This is a genomic window from Hansschlegelia beijingensis, assembly GCF_014196425.1.
Taxonomy (GTDB): Bacteria; Pseudomonadota; Alphaproteobacteria; order Rhizobiales; family Methylopilaceae; genus Methylopila; species Methylopila beijingensis.
On record NZ_JACIDR010000001.1, the window covers coordinates 424,584 to 441,494 of the forward strand.

The 16,911-nt window shown below is 68.3% G+C and carries 16 protein-coding genes; 14 read left to right on the top strand and 2 right to left on the bottom strand.

Going from position 1 to position 16,911, the window contains the following annotated elements; all coding sequences use genetic code 11:
• The first annotated feature begins 100 nt into the window (after window positions 1-100).
• The 3 genes from GGR24_RS01940 (at window position 101) to purC (ending at window position 4,500) form a co-directional block, all read left to right on the top strand.
• Window positions 101-490, top strand: a complete 390-nt coding sequence (locus GGR24_RS01940; RefSeq protein WP_183393604.1) for a DUF2934 domain-containing protein — start codon at window positions 101-103, stop codon at window positions 488-490.
• Window positions 491-597: 107 nt separating this feature from the next.
• Window positions 598-2,652, top strand: a complete 2,055-nt coding sequence (gene glgX, locus GGR24_RS01945; RefSeq protein WP_183393605.1) for a glycogen debranching protein GlgX — start codon at window positions 598-600, stop codon at window positions 2,650-2,652.
• 1,044 nt (window positions 2,653-3,696) lie between these two features.
• Window positions 3,697-4,500, top strand: coding sequence for a phosphoribosylaminoimidazolesuccinocarboxamide synthase (gene purC / locus GGR24_RS01950; protein WP_183394438.1), 804 nt, complete (start codon window positions 3,697-3,699; stop codon window positions 4,498-4,500).
• Window positions 4,501-4,568: 68 nt separating this feature from the next.
• Here the strand turns inward: purC and GGR24_RS01955 are convergent, their stop codons facing one another.
• A complete protein-coding gene (locus GGR24_RS01955; RefSeq protein ID WP_183393606.1) occupies window positions 4,569-4,949 on the bottom strand; it encodes an energy transducer TonB family protein in 381 nt (126 codons plus the stop codon).
• A gap of 196 nt (window positions 4,950-5,145) precedes the next feature.
• Between GGR24_RS01955 and purS the strand changes: the two genes are divergently transcribed.
• The 8 genes from purS to GGR24_RS01995 all read left to right on the top strand — a co-directional run bounded on the left by purS (window position 5,146) and on the right by GGR24_RS01995 (window position 11,611).
• The gene (gene purS / locus GGR24_RS01960) at window positions 5,146-5,388 is read left to right on the top strand and encodes a phosphoribosylformylglycinamidine synthase subunit PurS (protein WP_183393607.1); all 243 of its coding nucleotides are present in this window, start codon (window positions 5,146-5,148) and stop codon (window positions 5,386-5,388) included.
• A 58-nt stretch (window positions 5,389-5,446) separates the two neighbouring features.
• A complete protein-coding gene (locus GGR24_RS01965; RefSeq protein ID WP_183393608.1) occupies window positions 5,447-6,076 on the top strand; it encodes a hypothetical protein in 630 nt (209 codons plus the stop codon).
• Between the two features lie 19 nt (window positions 6,077-6,095).
• Window positions 6,096-6,785, top strand: a complete 690-nt coding sequence (gene purQ, locus GGR24_RS01970; RefSeq protein WP_183393609.1) for a phosphoribosylformylglycinamidine synthase subunit PurQ — start codon at window positions 6,096-6,098, stop codon at window positions 6,783-6,785.
• Window positions 6,785-7,597, top strand: a complete 813-nt coding sequence (locus tag GGR24_RS01975; RefSeq protein WP_183393610.1) for a DUF72 domain-containing protein — start codon at window positions 6,785-6,787, stop codon at window positions 7,595-7,597. The genes purQ and GGR24_RS01975 overlap by 1 nt, the downstream gene beginning before the upstream one ends.
• A gap of 61 nt (window positions 7,598-7,658) precedes the next feature.
• Window positions 7,659-9,890: a phosphoribosylformylglycinamidine synthase subunit PurL gene (gene purL, locus GGR24_RS01980; RefSeq protein WP_183393611.1), complete on the top strand. Its 2,232-nt coding sequence runs from the start codon at window positions 7,659-7,661 to the stop codon at window positions 9,888-9,890.
• A gap of 15 nt (window positions 9,891-9,905) precedes the next feature.
• Window positions 9,906-10,175, top strand: a complete 270-nt coding sequence (locus GGR24_RS01985) for a BolA family protein (RefSeq protein ID WP_183393612.1) — start codon at window positions 9,906-9,908, stop codon at window positions 10,173-10,175.
• A complete protein-coding gene (grxD, locus tag GGR24_RS01990) occupies window positions 10,172-10,507 on the top strand; it encodes a Grx4 family monothiol glutaredoxin (RefSeq protein ID WP_183393613.1) in 336 nt (111 codons plus the stop codon). Before GGR24_RS01985 ends, grxD begins: the two co-directional genes overlap by 4 nt.
• A gap of 210 nt (window positions 10,508-10,717) precedes the next feature.
• Window positions 10,718-11,611, top strand: coding sequence for a metallophosphoesterase (locus GGR24_RS01995; protein ID WP_183393614.1), 894 nt, complete (start codon window positions 10,718-10,720; stop codon window positions 11,609-11,611).
• Window positions 11,612-11,660: 49 nt separating this feature from the next.
• On the opposite strand, the gene rpsD is transcribed toward GGR24_RS01995, so the two are convergent.
• Window positions 11,661-12,278 (bottom strand): 30S ribosomal protein S4, encoded by a 618-nt coding sequence (gene rpsD / locus GGR24_RS02000; RefSeq protein WP_183393615.1) that lies wholly within the window; start codon window positions 12,276-12,278, stop codon window positions 11,661-11,663.
• 313 nt (window positions 12,279-12,591) lie between these two features.
• Between rpsD and dnaG the strand changes: the two genes are divergently transcribed.
• The 3 genes from dnaG (at window position 12,592) to GGR24_RS02015 (ending at window position 16,910) form a co-directional block, all read left to right on the top strand.
• Window positions 12,592-14,496, top strand: coding sequence for a DNA primase (gene dnaG / locus GGR24_RS02005; protein ID WP_183393616.1), 1,905 nt, complete (start codon window positions 12,592-12,594; stop codon window positions 14,494-14,496).
• Window positions 14,497-14,685: 189 nt separating this feature from the next.
• Window positions 14,686-16,668, top strand: a complete 1,983-nt coding sequence (gene rpoD / locus GGR24_RS02010) for an RNA polymerase sigma factor RpoD (RefSeq protein WP_183393617.1) — start codon at window positions 14,686-14,688, stop codon at window positions 16,666-16,668.
• Window positions 16,669-16,721: 53 nt separating this feature from the next.
• Window positions 16,722-16,910 carry a methionyl-tRNA formyltransferase gene (locus tag GGR24_RS02015; RefSeq protein WP_343066164.1) on the top strand — a complete coding sequence of 63 codons (189 nt, stop codon included), beginning with the start codon at window positions 16,722-16,724 and terminating at the stop codon, window positions 16,908-16,910.
• The last annotated feature ends 1 nt before the right edge of the window (window position 16,911 follow it).

Consider the following 16,911-nt stretch of genomic DNA (forward strand, 5'->3'; position numbering starts at 1 on the left):
GTTCGAACCGGGAAATGCTGTGCGGGGTTCCGCCCGGAACTCGACACATCGGTCGGAGGTTCTTTCCGACAACCCCTGAGCACCACGAAGGAAGCCAGGAATGAAGGACCGCGAACGCAGAACTCGGGAAATCGCCTATCGGCTCTGGGAAGACGCGGGGCGCCCGGAGGGCCAGGAGCGCGAGCACTGGCTGGAGGCGGAGCGTCGGGTGGCGGCGGAAGCCGGCGAGCCCGCTCCGAAGGCGGTCCAGAAGGCCGACAAGAAGGCCGACAAAAAGCCGGTCAAGGCGCCGAAGGCGGCCGCGCTCGGCGCCGCCGACGCCGCGAAGGCGGCGGTCGCCGCCGGCAAGGGCAAGGCGGACCCGAAAATGCAGCCCAAGCCGTCGGGGAAGAAGCCGTCGCCGGCGGACACGCCCGCGGTCTCGGCGCCTCCGGTCCGCGGCGCCGCCGGCAAGGCCGCCAAGGCGAAGCCGGCCAAGCCCTCCAAATGATTTCAGCCGGAACGTCCGGCGGGCGGGAACGCCTGTCGCGGGTTCGCCGTTAGGAAGGCTGCGATTGGCAGGCGGCTTTCCGCCCGCCGCAGAGGGGCGACATCCATATGGCCGATATCAGGACGGACCGCCGGGCTGAAGCCGGGCGGCCGACGCAGCTTGGCGCGACCTATGACGGGGAGGGCACCAATTTCGCGCTGTTCTCCGCCTATGCCGAGCGGGTGGAGCTCTGTCTGTTCAACGCCGACGGCGTCGAGACCGAGCGGGTCACGCTGCCCGAATACACCGACGAGATCTGGCACGGCTATCTGCCGGGCGTCGGCCCCGGGCAGATCTACGGCTACCGCGTCCACGGCCGCTACGCCCCGGAGGAGGGGCACCGCTTCAATCCGAACAAGCTGCTGATCGACCCTTACGCGAAGTCGCTGGTCGGTTCGATCGACTGGAACGACGCGCATTTCGGCTACGATCTCCTCGCCGAGGACAAGGATCTGACGTTCGACGAGCGCGACAGCGCGCCGTTCATGCCGAAATGCGAGGTGATCGACCCCAGCTTCGATTGGTCGGGCGACGTCAAGCCGGACGTCCCGTGGGACCGGACGGTGTTCTACGAGACCCATGTGCGCGGCTTCACCAAGCTGCATCCGGGGGTGCCGGAGGAGCTGCGCGGCACCTTCGACGGGCTCTCCCAGGACGTCGTCGTGGACTACATCAAGGCGCTCGGGGTGACCTCGGTCGAGCTGTTGCCGGTCCACGCCTTCCTCGACGACCAGCATCTGCTCGACAAGGGGCTGCGGAACTACTGGGGCTACAACACCATCGCCTTCTTCGCCCCGATGGGCCGCTACATGGGCAAGGGGCGGCTCGCGAGCTTCAAGAACATGGTGCGCCGGTTCCACGACGCCGGCCTCGAGGTGATCCTCGACGTGGTCTACAACCACACCGCCGAAGGCAATGAGCTCGGCCCGACGCTGTCGTTCAAGGGCATCGACAACCTGTCCTACTACCGCACGATGCCGGACGAGCATCGCTATTACATCAACGACACCGGCACCGGGAACACCGTCAACACCAGCCATCCGCGCGTCCTGCAGATGGTGACCGACAGCCTGCGGTACTGGGTGGAGGAGTGCCACGTCGACGGCTTCCGTTTCGATCTCGGCACCATTCTCGGGCGGGAGCCGCACGGCTTCGACCAGCGCGGCGGCTTCTTCGACGCCGTGGGCCAGGACCCGGTGCTCAGGAACGTCAAGCTGGTGGGCGAGCCCTGGGACATCGGCCCGGGCGGCTATCAGGTCGGCGGCTTCCCGCCCGGCTGGGCGGAGTGGAACGACAAGTACCGCGACGAGGTCCGCGATTACTGGAAGTCGGGCGCCGGCCATCTGGGCAACTTCGCGGCGCGCGTCACCGGCTCGGGCGACGTCTATGACTTCCGCGGCCGGCGGCCCTGGGCGGGGGTGAACTTCATCACCGCGCATGACGGTTTCACGCTGAACGACCTCGTCTCCTACAACGAGAAGCACAACGAGGCGAACGGCGAAGACAACAATGACGGGCACGGCGACAACCGCAGCTACAATTACGGCGTCGAGGGCGAGACCGACGATCCCGGCATCATCGCCGTCCGCGAGCGCCAGAAGCGCAACCTGATCGCGACGCTGCTGCTCAGCCACGGCACGCCGATGATCCTCGCCGGCGACGAGTTCGGCCGCACCCAGGGCGGCAACAACAACGGCTACTGCCAGGACAACGAGATCTCCTGGGTGAACTGGGAGCTCGACGAGAAGGACGAGATTCTGCTCGCCTTCACCAAGCGCCTGCTCCAGCTGCGCGCCGACAACCCGATCCTGCGCCGCGCGAACTGGCGCGACGGCATGGGCGTCACCTGGATCAATCCCGGCGGCGGCGAGCAGACCGCGGAGCAATGGGCCGACGAGGCCGCGGACTGCATCGGCCTGCACCTCAGGACGCCGGAGGGCGCGGAGGCGGTGCTGGCGTTCAACGCGCATGACGGCCCGGTGCCGTTCGTCCTTCCGGAGCGCGAAGGGGGAGGGGCGTGGCGGGTCGTGGTCGACACCGGCCAGCCGCAGGACGACGCTCGCGAGGTTTCTGGTCCCGAGCCGATCGAAGTCGAAGGCCGCTCGCTCCTCCTGCTGCTCTGAGCATCCTCGCCCCAATCGCGACGCCTCTTTCTCCCTCCTCGCGGCGAAGCCGTGAGGAGGGTGGCCCCTTGCGGCAGCGAGGGGTCGGGTGGGGTCTTGGGCGTAGGGGCGCAGCCGCCCGTCGTCCTCGGGCCTGCGCCGGGCCCGCAGGCCCTCCTCGCCGTCATGCCGGCGTGCGGGCATCCACGCCTTCCTTCGCCGTCACGCTTGAGCAAGTCGTGGATACCCGCGCGAAGGCGCAGGTATGACGCGGAGGTTCGGGCGGTTCGGCCTGAGAACACCCCACCCGGCCGGGCTTCGCCCGTCCACCCTCCCCTCTGCGAGGGAGGGAAAGACCGCTCTTCATCCACAGCGCGACGCCTCTTCTCCCTCCTCGCGGCGAAGCCGTGGGGAGGGTGGCCCCTCGCGGCAGCGAGGGGTCGGGTGGGGTCTTGGACGCGTGGGACGCCCGTCGTCCTCGGGCCTGCGACGGACCCGGGCCCTCCTCGCCGTCATGCCCGCTTGCGGGCATCCACGCCTTCCTTCGCCGTCACGCTTGAGCAAGTCGTGGATACCCGTGCGAAGGCGCGGGCATGACGGGGAGGTTCGGCGGCGTTCCGAAGACACCCCACCCGGCCGGGCTTCGCCCCGTCCACCCTCCGCCTCTCGCGAGGGAGGGAGAAGAGCGCCCTATGCCTGAGCGGGGCGCTTCTTCTCGCCGAGCGTGCGCGAAGGCATAGGATCGCCGATGCGACGGCCAGAACTCCGCGGCTCGAGGCCGCCGGAGCGATCACGGCTGGGCGCGCGATGAATCGCTTCCGCGCAGCGCCGGACGCACTGTTTGGCGGCCGCCGTCGCCACCATATGACCCCATGAACCGCCCCGCGCGGGGGCGCCCCGAGGGTCCCGCGCGGATTCACGCCCGACCCGGATCGTTGTGCTTGATGCCTTGATCGGCTAGGGTCCGGCCCGCGCGCGGCGTCGCCTCACAGCGGCGACTTCCGATTCGCGCGCGCGCCGGAACGACGACCGCATCCGGTCATGCCCGACCAACCGGCAGGTGTTATGGATTTCCTCAAGCCACGGTATACGCCGATGAACCGCCGCCGCCGCATCTATGAAGGCAAGGCGAAAGTCCTCTATGAGGGCCCCGAGCCCGGCACCCTGATCCAGCACTTCAAGGACGACGCGACCGCGTTCAACGCCAAGAAGCACGAAGTGATCGACGGCAAGGGGGTGCTGAACAACCGCATCTCCGAGTTCATTTTCCAGAATCTGAACGACATCGGGGTGCCGACGCATTTCATCCGGCGGCTGAACATGCGCGAGCAGCTCATCCGCGAGGTCGAGATCGTTCCGCTCGAGGTGGTGGTGCGCAACGTCGCCGCCGGCTCGCTGGCGACCAAGCTCGGGCTTGAGGAGGGCACGCAGCTCCCTCGCTCGATCATCGAGTTCTATTACAAGAACGACGCGCTCAACGACCCGATGGTGTCGGAAGAGCACATCACCGCGTTCGGCTGGGCGACGCCCCAGGAGATCGACGACATCATGGCGCTCGCCATCCGGGTCAACGACTTCCTGTCGGGCCTGTTCCTCGGCGTCGGCATCCGTCTCGTCGACTTCAAGATGGAGACCGGGCGGCTCTGGGAGAACGACACCGTTCGGATCGTGGTGGCCGACGAGATCTCGCCGGATTCGTGCCGGCTCTGGGACATCAAGTCGAACGACAAGCTCGACAAGGACCGCTTCCGCCGCGACATGGGCGGCCTCGTCGAGGCCTACACCGAAGTCGCGCGCCGTCTTGGCATCCTGCCCGAATCCGAGACCCCGAACGGTCGCGGCCCGGTGCTGGTGACGTCCAAGGACTGAACGGCCTCGCCCTCCGATATCCGGAACGCCCCGCTCGACGGCGGGGCGTTTTGCGTTCCGCGGGAGCGTCAGAACCTGAGCGGAACGGCGAAGGTCACCACGTCGCCGGTCATTTCCCCTGGCGGCGGCGCGGGGAAGTATTGGGAGGCGCGCCGCACGATCCGCTTGGCCACGTCATCGACGGTGGTGGAGCCGAAGCCCTTGATGGCGCGGCAGCGGACGAGCTTGCCCTGCCGGTCGACCGTGAACTGGACCACGACCACTCCGCTGTAGGGAACGGAAATTCTGGCGTGCGGCGGCCGCGAATGCATGAGGATCAGGCTGTAGATCGACGTCGCATAGCGCGACATGGCCTGGGACGGGGCGCTCTGCGCCGCCGCGCCCTCGCATGCCGCGACCATCATCAAAGCGGCCGCCAGGAAGGATCGGATCGTTCGCGAATCGCGCATGGGAGCCCCCCGGCTTTGCACGAGGACGATTGTCGAGCGGAACCTGGCCGCCCGCAAAGGAGGTCCCGCAGCCGATTGCGCGCCACGCCCGGAAACATCGGCGAGCGATCCTGTGGCGCTCCGTCGTTTGATATGGCCATCGCGGCGCTCGTTCGTTAAACGGCTCGTCTGACCGATCTCTGATCCGGAGCCCCAAATGAAGGCGCGCGTCACCGTCACGCTCAAGAACGGCGTGCTCGATCCGCAGGGCAAAGCCATCCAGGGGGCCCTCGGCTCGCTCGGCGTCGCCGGCGTCGAGAGCGTGCGCCAGGGCAAGCTGTTCGACGTCGAGCTCGCGACCAGCGACCGGGCCGAGGCCGAGGCGACGCTCAAGGCGATGTGCGAGAAGCTGCTCGCGAACACCGTCATCGAGAGCTACCGCTACGAGATCGCCGGCTGAGCTCGCGACCGCCCGCAAGGGCGCGCGGCGCCAGGAAAGCTCAGGGAGAACACGCCATATGACGTCTGTCCTGCGACTGAGCGCGGCCTTCGCCGCCCTGCTGGCCTGCTCTCCGGCCTTCGCCCAAGGGGCGCCTGCGCCGTCCCAGGGGGCCGCGCCGGGGCCGGGCGGCCAGCAGCAGCCGTCAGGGCCGGCCGCCGGCCAGGCGCCCGGGCCGTCGACGCCGATCATCGGCCCGAAGGGCTCCTTCCGCCTGACGCCGGACGGCGAGAAATGGGCGCGGTTCCAGACGGTGCGGGCGATCGGCGTCTCCTGCACGGACAAGAACTGCGGCGGCGACCGCGTGTTCTGCATGATCCAGGTGCGCGCCGCGGCCGACGCCAAGCCGGGCGGCGACGTGCCGGCCGAATCGGCGAAGAAGCTCGGCGACGGCCTGATCGGCCACACGCCGAAAGAGATGAAGGCCGAGTGGGCCGCCCCCTTCGCGCCGAAGACGATCGGCGGCCATAAGGGCCTCTGGGGCGAGATTCAGGCCTCCGGGGAGCCGGGCTCGGTGCATTCGGGGCTGTTCATGGTCGCGGCCGAGGGCCACGAGGTCGCCTTCAACTGCGTCGCTCCCGCCGACAAGTGGACGACGCATCTCCCCAAGATCGAGCAGGTGATCGCCTCGCTCGAGATCACCAAGTAAGCCGCCGCCGGAGACCGCCGTGAACGCCGCCGTACTCGTCTTCCCCGGCTCGAACCGCGAGCGGGACGTCGTCCGCGCCCTCAAGGCGGGCTCCGGCCAGGAGCCGAAGCTGGTGTGGCATGCGGAGACCGAGCTGCCGGCGGGCACCGACCTCGTCGTGCTGCCGGGCGGCTTCTCCTATGGCGACTATTTGCGCTGCGGCGCGATCGCGGCGCGCGCGCCGATCATGGACGCGGTGCGGGCGCACGCCGCGCGCGGCGGCCTGGTGCTCGGCATCTGCAACGGCTTCCAGATCCTCGTCGAGGCCGGCCTGCTGCCGGGGATCCTGACCCGCAACGCCAATCTGCGCTTCATCTGCCATCTTCAGCATCTGAAGGTCGAACGCGCCGACACCGCCTTCACCCGCGCCTATCAGCCCGGGCAGACGATCGAGGTGTGCGTGGCGCATGGCGAGGGCAACTACTTCGCCGACGCCGAGACGCTGGCGCGGCTCGAAGGGGACGGCCGCGTCGCCTTCCGGTACTGCGACGCCGAGGGCAATGTCGGCGGCGACGCCAACCGCAACGGCTCGCTCAACGACATCGCCGGGATCTACTCCGAGAAGCTGAACGTGCTCGGCATGATGCCGCACCCCGAGAACCTGATCGACGCCGCGGTCGGCGGCACGGACGGCGCCAAGCTGTTCGCCGGGCTGGCTCAGGCGGCGTGATGGCGGCCGGCGCGATCCGGGTCGGGATCGGCGGCTGGACCTACGAGCCCTGGCGCGGCGTGTTCTATCCCGCCGACCTGCCGCAGAAGCGCGAGCTCGCCTACACGGCCGAACGCCTGACGGCGATCGAGATCAACGCCACCTTCTACGGCGCGCAGAAGCCAGAGAGCTTCCGCAAATGGGCGGCGGAGACGCCGGAGGGCTTCGTGTTCTCCGTGAAGGGTCCGCGCTTCGCGACCCAGCGCCGCGTGCTGACCGAAGGCGCGGAGTCGATCGAGCGCTTTCTCGGCGGCGGCGTGACGGAGCTGGGCCCCAAGCTCGGCCCCATCGTCTGGCAGTTTCCTGCGACCAAGCGCTTCGACCCGGCCGACATAGAAGGCTTCCTCAAGCTGCTGCCGCGCGAGCGCGGCGGCGTGCGCCTCCGCCACGCCATCGAGGCGCGCCACGAGAGCTTCGCCGATCCGGCCTTCGTCGACCTGCTCAGGGCCGCCGATGCCGAGGTCACGCAGGTGGTCCTCGATGATCCGGACCACCCGATGATCGCCGACGTCACCGCCGAGTTCGTCTATCTGCGCCTCGAACGCGCCCAGGAGGAGCTCGAGGGCGGCTATCCCGCGGAAGATCTCGACGCCTGGGCGCCTCGCCTCGAGACCTATGCGAGAGGCGGCCAGCCGGCGGATCTGCCTGCGCTGACCGGCGACAAGCCGAAGAAGCAGCCGCGCGACGTGTTCGCCTTCTTCATCTCCGGGGCAAAGGTCCGCAATCCGGCCGCCGCGATGGCGATGATCGGCCGGCTCGACTCCGCGCACTAGCGCGCCGGGCCCCATTGGCGTAGCAAGACCTCACCTTTCCCAGCCTCAGCCCGCGAGTCCGATGCCGACGTCCGAGCCCGCAATCACGCCCGAACTCGTCGCCGCCCACGGGCTCAAGCCGGACGAATACGAGCGGATCCTGAAGCTCATCGGCCGGGAGCCGAGCTTCACCGAGCTCGGCATCTTCTCGGCGATGTGGAACGAGCACTGCTCCTACAAGAGCTCGAAGATCTGGCTCAAGACGCTGCCGACCTCCGGGCCGCGCGTCATCCAGGGCCCGGGCGAGAATGCGGGCGTGGTCGACATCGGCGACGGCGAAGCCGTGGTCTTCAAGATGGAGAGCCACAACCATCCCTCGTTCATCGAGCCCTATCAGGGCGCGGCGACCGGGGTCGGCGGCATCTTGCGCGACGTCTTCACCATGGGCGCGCGGCCTGTGGCGGCATTGAACGCGCTTCGGTTCGGCTCCCCGGAACATCCCCGCACCCGCCACCTGGTGTCCGGCGTCGTCGCCGGCGTCGGCGGCTATGGCAACTCATTCGGCGTCCCGACGGTCGGCGGCCTCGTCGGCTTCCACAGCCGATATGACGGCAACATCCTGGTCAACGCCATGGCGGTCGGCCTCGCCAAGGCGGACGGCATCTTCTACGCCAAGGCCACCGGCGTCGGCCTGCCCGTCGTCTATCTCGGCTCGAAGACCGGCCGGGACGGCATCCACGGCGCCACCATGGCGTCGGCGGAATTCGACGAGTCGTCCGAAGAGAAGCGCCCGACCGTGCAGGTCGGCGATCCGTTCGCGGAGAAGCTGCTGCTCGAGGCCTGCCTGGAGCTGATGGCCTCCGGCGCAGTCGTCGCGATTCAGGACATGGGCGCCGCGGGCCTCACCTGCTCGGCCGTGGAGATGGGCGCCAAGGGCGACCTCGGCATCCGGCTCGACCTCGAGAACGTGCCCACCCGCGAGGAGGGCATGACGGCCTACGAGATGATGCTCTCGGAGAGCCAGGAGCGCATGCTCATGGTGCTGCATCCCGAAAAGGAGGATGTGGCCCGCGCGATCTTCACCAAGTGGGGCCTCGACTTCGCCGTCGTCGGCCACACCACGGACGATCTCCGCTTCAAGGTCTATCTGAACGGCGAGCTCAAGGCCGACCTCCCGATCAAGGAGCTCGGCGACGAGGCCCCGGAATACGACCGTCCGTGGACCGAAACGCCGAGGCAGCAGCAGGTCGCGGTCGCGAACGTGGACGCGCCCTGCGACACCCGCGAGGCTTTGCTGACGCTGATGGGCTCGGCGGAGCTCTCCTCCCGGCGCTGGGTGTGGGAGCAGTACGACCACATCATCCTCGGCGACACAGTCCAGAAGCCCGGCGGCGACGCCGCGGTGATCCGCGTCGAGGGCGGCCGCAAGGGGCTTGCGTTCACCGCCGACGTGACGCCGCGCTACTGCGAGGCTGATCCGTTCGAGGGCGGCAAGCAGGCGGTCGCCGAGGCGTGGCGCAACCTCACCGCCGTGGGCGCGACCCCGCTCGCCGTGACCGACAATCTGAACTTCGGCAATCCCGAGCGGCCCGAGATCATGGGCCAGCTGGTGGGCTGCATCAAAGGCATCGGGGAGGCCTGCCGGGCGCTCGACTTCCCGGTCGTGTCCGGCAACGTGTCCCTCTACAACGAGACCCAGGGTCGCGCGATCCTGCCGACCCCGACCATCGGCGCCGTCGGCCTGCTCGACGACGTGGCCAAGAGCGCGACGCTCGCCTTCAAGCGGGAGGGCGAGGCCGTCCTGCTGATCGGCGACTCCAAGGGCTGGCTCGGCCGCTCCTGCTGGCTCTGGCTGGTCGCCGGCCGGGAGGAGGGCGCGCCCCCACCGGTCGATCTCGCGGCGGAGAAGCGCAATGGCGACTTCGTCCGCAGCATGATCTCGGCCGGCGTCGCGACCGCTGTCCACGATGTCTCGGACGGCGGGCTTCTTGTCGCGGTCGCCGAGATGGCGCTCGCCGGCCGCATCGGCGCGAGGCTCGACGGCGCTCATCCGGGCGCGCCCGCCCACGGCTACTTCTTCGGCGAGGATCAGGGTCGCTACCTCGTCACCGTCCCGGAGGATCGCGCCGGGATGGTGATCGACGCGGCGAGCGCCGCCGGAGTGACGGCCACGCGGATCGGGACCACGGGCGGCGACCGATTGATTCCCGGCGACGAAGCCCCCATCCTCCTGAACGAACTGCGCGAGTCCCACGAAGGTTGGTTCCCGCGCTACATGGCCGGCCCGGCGATCGACGCCGCGCCCGCGGACTGAGGAGGCTCCGACCAGATGCCGATGGACGCACGCGAGATCGAGCGCCTGATCCGCGACGCGCTGCCCGACGCGCAGGTGACGATCCGCGACCTCGCCGGCGACGGCGATCATTATGCGGCGACGGTGGTCTCGGAGGCTTTTCGCGGCAAAAGCCGCGTGCAGCAGCACCAGATCGTATATCAGGCGTTGAAAGGTCAGATGGGCGGGGCGCTTCACGCGCTTGCGCTGCAGACCAGCGCGGGCCCGGCGCCGGAGCCCGACACAGCGAAAGGCTACGTATTATGAGCGCACAGCAGCAGATCGCCGACGCGATCGCTTCCAATGACGTGGTGCTCTTCATGAAGGGCACGCCGCAGTTCCCACAGTGCGGGTTCTCCGGTCAGGTCGTGCAGATCCTCGACTATCTCGGCGTGCCGTATGCGGGGGTCAACGTCCTCGCGAGCGACGAGATGCGTAACGGCATCAAGGAGTTCTCGAACTGGCCGACGATCCCGCAGCTCTACGTCAAGGGCGAGTTCATCGGCGGCTGCGACATCGTGCGCGAGATGTTCCAGGCCGGCGAGTTGCAGAGCCACCTCAAGCAGGCAGGCGTCGCGGTCAAGCAGCCCGCCGCCTGAAAGATCCTGACCATCCAGAAAACGCCCGGCTCAACCGCCGGGCGTTTTCTTGTTCAGGCCGCCGCTCCGGAGCAGACGAGTCAGGGCCGTTCGGTCCGCCGTGGCCGCTCGAGAGCGACTGGTTAACCGCTCCGCCGGCCGTGACTGGACCGGCGTCCCGCCCGGCGCCATAGGTCACCTGCCTCCCGCCCCTGAACCGAAACGACCGTGATGCCGCTCGTCACCCGCCGCGCTTTGCTCACCGCCGGCAGCGCGGGCTTCCTGGTCTCCGCCGCGGGCGGGGCCTATGCGGGGCTGATCGAGCCGTCTCTGATGCTCGACGTCACCGAGTACCGGCTGACGCCCCCAGGCTGGCCGGCGGATCTGCCGCTGACGATCGCGGTGATCGCGGACGTGCATGTCTGCGAACCCTACGTGCCGATCGGCCGGGTGCAGCGGATCGTCGAGACGGTCAACCGGCTGAAGCCCGATCTGATCGTCCATCTCGGCGACCATGAGGCGACGTCCCGGAAGATCGCTGCGCGGCGGGTGCCGCCGCGCGAATGGGCGGCGGCCTATGCGGACCTCTCGGCGCCTCTCGGCCTCTACACCGTCCTCGGCAATCACGACTGGTGGCACAACGCCGACGAGATCCGGCGCGCGCTCGACGGCGCCCGCATCCGGGTGATGTCGAACGAGGCCGAGCTGATCGAGCATGCGGGCAGGCGCTTCTGGCTGTGCGGTCTCGGCGACCAGCTCGCTCATTGGCTGAAGCGCGGCGGCTTCCGCGGCGAGGACGACCTGCCGGGCACTCTCGCCCAGCTGAAGACCGACGATCCCGCGCTGCTGCTCGCCCATGAGCCGGACATCTTCACCGAGGTGCCGGCGCGGGTGTCGCTGACGCTCTCGGGGCACACCCATGGCGGGCAGGTCCACATCCCGCATCTTAGGAACCCGTTCATCCCCTCCGCCTATGGCGGGCGGTTCCGCTACGGCCACATCGTGGAGGACGACCGACACCTGATCGTCTCAGGCGGCATCGGGATGAGCGGCCTGCCGGTCCGCTTCGGCGTCCCGCCGGAGATCGTCCTGGTGCGCCTCGGCCAGCAGACCGCGACCGTCTAACGAAAAAGGCCGCCCGGAGGCGGCCTTCGAATTCGTCAGGAAGAACCCGTCAGCGCGAGTAGAACTCGACGACCAGGTTCGGCTCCATGTGGACCGGGTAGGGCACCTCGGTGAGCACCGGGATGCGGACATACTTCGCGGTCATCTTGTTGTGATCGACCTCGAGATAGTCCGGCACGTCGCGCTCGCCGGAGGCGGCGGCCTCGATCACGATGGCGAGCTGCTTCGAGCTTTCCTTCACCTCGATCACGTCGCCGACCTTCACGAGGTAGGACGGGATGTTCACGCGGCGGCCGTTCACCCGGACGTGGCCGTGGTTCACGAACTGGCGGGCCGCGAAGGGGGTCGGGACGAACTTGGCGCGGTAGACCACCGCGTCGAGACGGCGCTCCAGCAGGCCGATCAGGTTGGCGGAGGTGTCGCCCTTGAGGCGGGTCGCCTCGGCGTAGATCCGGCGGAACTGCTTCTCGGAGATCGAGCCGTAGTAGCCCTTGAGCTTCTGCTTGGCGCGCAGCTGGACGCCGAAGTCGGACAGCTTGCCCTTGCGGCGCTGGCCATGCTGGCCGGGGCCGTACTCACGGCGGTTCACGGGGCTCTTCGGGCGACCCCAGATGCTCTCGCCCATGCGGCGATCAATTTTGTACTTCGAGGCGTGCCGCTTCGACATCGCGTCCTCCTGTGACAGGTTGAGGAACGCGCCCTCCTGCTGCGCCCTCTCGGGCGCCGACAGGTCCAAGCGTCGCGAGAACGCCGGACCACGGGTGCGCAAAACGCCGACGCGGGGCTTTTTGGCCCCGCGCGACGAGGCCGTTCTCTAGAGGGAGAGGGGGGCGGTGTCAATCAGTCCGGCGGCGCGGAGCCGCCGACCCCCGCTCCCGCCAGCCCTGTGAATTACGGGCGGCGTTGAGCGCGCCGTCCGCGACTCGCGCCGCACGTTGTATTATCGCCGATTGGTCACCCTCCGGAACGATCCCTGCGCGATGCGCTTCAGCCCTTCCTTCCTCGACGAACTGCGCCAGCGCCTTCCGGTCTCGGAGGTCGTGGGCCGTCGCGTGAAGCTGAAGCGGCAGGGGCGGGAGTTCGCCGGGCTCTCGCCGTTCAATCAGGAGCGGACGCCGTCCTTCTTCGTCAACGATCAGAAGGGCTTCTATCACTGCTTCTCGTCCGGCAAGCACGGGGACGTCTTCAAGTTCCTGATGGAAGTCGAGGGACTGTCGTTCCCCGACGCGGTCGCGCAGATCGCGGAGATGGCCGGCGTGCCGCTGCCGAAGGACTCGCCGGAAGAGGAGCGCCGGCAGGAGCGTCGCGCGGGTCTCGTCGAGATCATGGAGATGGCGGCGCGGTTCTTCGAGGCGGAGCTGCAGGGCAGGGCGGGCGCCGCCGCGCGCGGCTATCTGGCGAGCCGGGGCATGAGCCCGCAGACCCAGGCCAACTTCCGCGTCGGCTACGCCCCGAATGATCGAGGCGCGCTCAAGGGGCGCCTGCGCCAGCAGGGGGTCTCGGTCGCCGACATGGTCGAGGCCGGTCTGCTCGTCGCCGGCGACGACGTGCCGGAGCCGTTCGACCGCTTTCGCGACCGCGTGATCTTCCCGATCCAGGACGTGCGGGGCCGCATCATCGCCTTCGGCGGCCGGGCCATGCAGGCCGACGCGCCGGCCAAGTACCTGAACTCCCCGGAAACCCCGCTGTTTCACAAGGGAGCCACGCTCTACAACCACCATCGCGCGCGAGCCGCCGCGCACAAGGCTGAATCGGTCGTCGCCGTCGAGGGCTATATCGACGTCATCGCGCTCTCGGCCGCCGGCGTGGAGCATGTCGTCGCGCCCCTCGGCACCGCGCTGACCGCCGAGCAGATCGAGCTGCTCTGGCGCATGGCGCCGGAGCCGATCCTCTGCTTCGACGGAGACAAGGCCGGACGACGGGCGGGCTTCCGCGCGGTGGAGACCGCGTTGCCGTTGCTCCAGCCGGGGCGCTCGCTGCGCTTCGCCTTCCTTCCCGAGGGTCAGGACCCGGACGATCTGGTTCGCGCCGAGGGCCGGGAAGCGGTGGACGCGGCGCTCTCCGCCGCAGCGCCCCTGGTCGACGTCCTATGGGCGCGGGAGCTCGACGCCGGGCCGACGGACACGCCCGAGCGGGCCGCGGCGTTCGAGCGGCGCCTGCACGAGGCGCTCGCGGCGATCCGGGACGAAACGGTCCGGCGCCACTACCGCACCGCGATCGAGGACCGGCTGGCGCGGTTCGGTCGTTCCGCGCCTGCGCAGCGGCGGCAGGGCCCGCGGCCGCAGGGCCGCCGGGGTAGGACGGACCGGGCCTGGCGCGAACCTGCGGCGCCGCTCGCCGCCTCGGCAGGCCTGCGGAAGAGTTCAGCGGTGGCGGGCCCCTCGGGGCGGCTCCAGTCGCGCGAGGTTGCGCTCGTGCTCGCCATCGCCAATCACCCGGCGCTGCTCGACCAGCTGGCGGAAGCCTTCGCGGAGCTGGAGCTCACGAGCCGTGAGCTCGCCAAGCTGCGGACGGCCGTTCTGGACGCCTACGCCCACGGCGCGCTTGAACGGGAGGCGATCGTCCAGGAGCTCGACGCGGCGGGCCTCGCTCCGCTCCTTGAGCGGGCGCGCGCGGCGCTCTTGCCGGGCGATTGGTGGGTGGGCGACGAGGCGGATCCTGCCGACGTGGGCTTGGCGTGGCGGCACGCGGCCGCCTTGCATAACAAGGTCCGGGCGTTACATAGAGAGCTCCGCGAGGCGGAGCAGGAATTCGGGCGCGAATTCACGGACACGAATTTCCGCCGCATCGTGGAGATTCAGCGTCAGCTTTCCACAGCGGAAGGCTCTGAAGCGTCGATTGACGGCTTCGGCGGCGCTTCGGGTCGCGCGGTGCGGCCGATGTGACAGATGGAGCCGCCGCCGTGGGACTCGCTACGTGGCGGCCCGTGGTTTATGGCGAGGTTCCTCCAGGGTTAAAGTGGGCGTAAGGCTGCTCTGCTTTACCTTTTAAGCGACACTGATTCGCCGCCGCCGGGACGCCGGGGGCGGTTATTGCGTGGCCGGGCGGCGCGGTCTGGCGCGGAGATTGGACGAATGGCGACCAAACTGCAGGCGAAGGACGAAACCGAGACGAGCGCGCCGGAGGCCGAAGCTGGTCCCCTGCTCGATCTCAATGATCAGGCCGTCCGGCGCATGATCAAGGCCGCGAAGAAGCGCGGCTACGTCACCAATGACGAACTGAACGACGTTCTGCCGTCGGACCAGAATACGGCCGATCAGATCGAGGACATCATGTCGATGCTCAACGAGATGGGCATCAATGTGGTGGACTCGGAGGAAGCCGAGGAAAAGACGGAGCGCGAGGAAGGGGCGTCCGACGAAGACGAGCCCGAGGGCGGCGAACTCGTCGAGAGCAGCCCGCGCGCCTCGGCGGTCGCTGTCACCCAGAAGGCCGAGCCGACCGATCGCACCGACGATCCCGTCCGCATGTATCTGCGCGAGATGGGCTCGGTCGAGCTGTTGTCGCGCGAAGGCGAGATCGCGATCGCCAAGCGCATCGAGGCGGGCCGCGAGGCCATGATCGCCGGGCTCTGCGAGAGCCCGCTCACGTTCCAGGCCATCATCATCTGGCGTGACGAGCTCAACGAAGGCAAGATTCTGCTCCGCGAGATCATCGATCTCGAGGCGACCTACGCCGGTCCGGAGACCCGAGCCGACGCGACGCAGACGGACGGCGAAGGCGAAGAGGCGGAGGCCTCCGAGGCCGCGGCGCCCGAGAGCGACGTCGACGACGACGACATGGAGAACAATGTCTCGCTCTCCGCGATGGAGACCGAGCTGAAGCCGAAGGTCGTGGCGACCTTCGACGCCATCGCTGACGACTACAAGAAGCTGCGCCGCCTGCAGGACCAGAACGTCGAGAACCGGCTGCAGAACCGCACCCTGTCGCCCGCGCAGGACCGCAAATACAAGAAGCTCAAGGACGACATCGTCGTCAACGTGAAGTCGCTGTCGCTCAACCAGAACCGCATCGACTCGCTGGTGGAGCAGCTCTACGACATCAACAAGCGGCTGGTGGCGCTTGAGGGCCGGCTGATGCGTCTCGCCGAGAGCTTCGGCGTCGATCGGCTGGACTTCCTGAAGCAGTACCAGGGCTACGAACTCGACCCGAACTGGATCCGTCGGGTCGCCAACCTCGGCACGAAGGGCTGGAAGGGCTTCGTCGCGGCCGAGAAGGATCTCGTCAAGGACATCCGCGGCGACATCCATAACCTCGCGACCGAGACCGGCCTGGAGATCCAGGAGTTCCGCCGCATCGTCCAGATGGTGCAGAAGGGCGAGCGTGAGGCCCGGCAGGCGAAGAAGGAGATGGTGGAGGCGAACCTCCGCCTCGTGATCTCGATCGCCAAGAAGTACACCAACCGCGGCCTGCAGTTCCTGGACCTGATCCAGGAGGGCAACATCGGCCTGATGAAGGCGGTCGACAAGTTCGAGTACCGCCGCGGCTACAAGTTCTCGACCTACGCGACGTGGTGGATCCGGCAGGCGATCACCCGCTCGATCGCGGACCAGGCGCGCACCATCCGCATCCCGGTCCACATGATCGAGACGATCAACAAGATCGTCCGCACCTCGCGCCAGATGCTGCACGAGATCGGCCGCGAGCCGACCCCGGAGGAGCTGGCCGAGAAGCTCGCCATGCCGCTCGAGAAGGTCCGCAAGGTCCTCAAGATCGCCAAGGAGCCGATATCGCTCGAAACCCCGATCGGCGACGAGGAGGATTCTCACCTCGGCGACTTCATCGAGGACAAGAACGCGATCCTGCCGATCGACGCCGCGATCCAGAGCAATCTGCGCGAGACCACGACCCGCGTCCTGGCCTCGCTCACGCCCCGCGAGGAGCGCGTTCTGCGCATGCGTTTCGGCATCGGCATGAACACCGACCACACCCTCGAGGAGGTCGGCCAGCAGTTCTCGGTGACGCGCGAGCGCATCCGCCAGATCGAGGCGAAGGCGCTCCGCAAGCTCAAGCACCCGAGCCGCTCGCGGAAGCTCCGCAGCTTCCTCGACAACTGAGGCTGTGCAGCTTGGCGCTAATTCGATCCTTTGAGGAGACGGCCAAAGAGCGCGTGTCTCTTCACGAGGAGATCAGCGCCAAATACTGCGTCATTGAACGTGATGGCCGGACCCTAGTCCAGATCGACACCTACGGCCGCACCAGTCGCGAAATGCCAGGTAAGATAAGTCAGTCGTTTCAACTGGATCGAACAGGTGCCGAACGTCTGGTGAAGATCCTGAAAGCGGCATTCGACCTCTGAT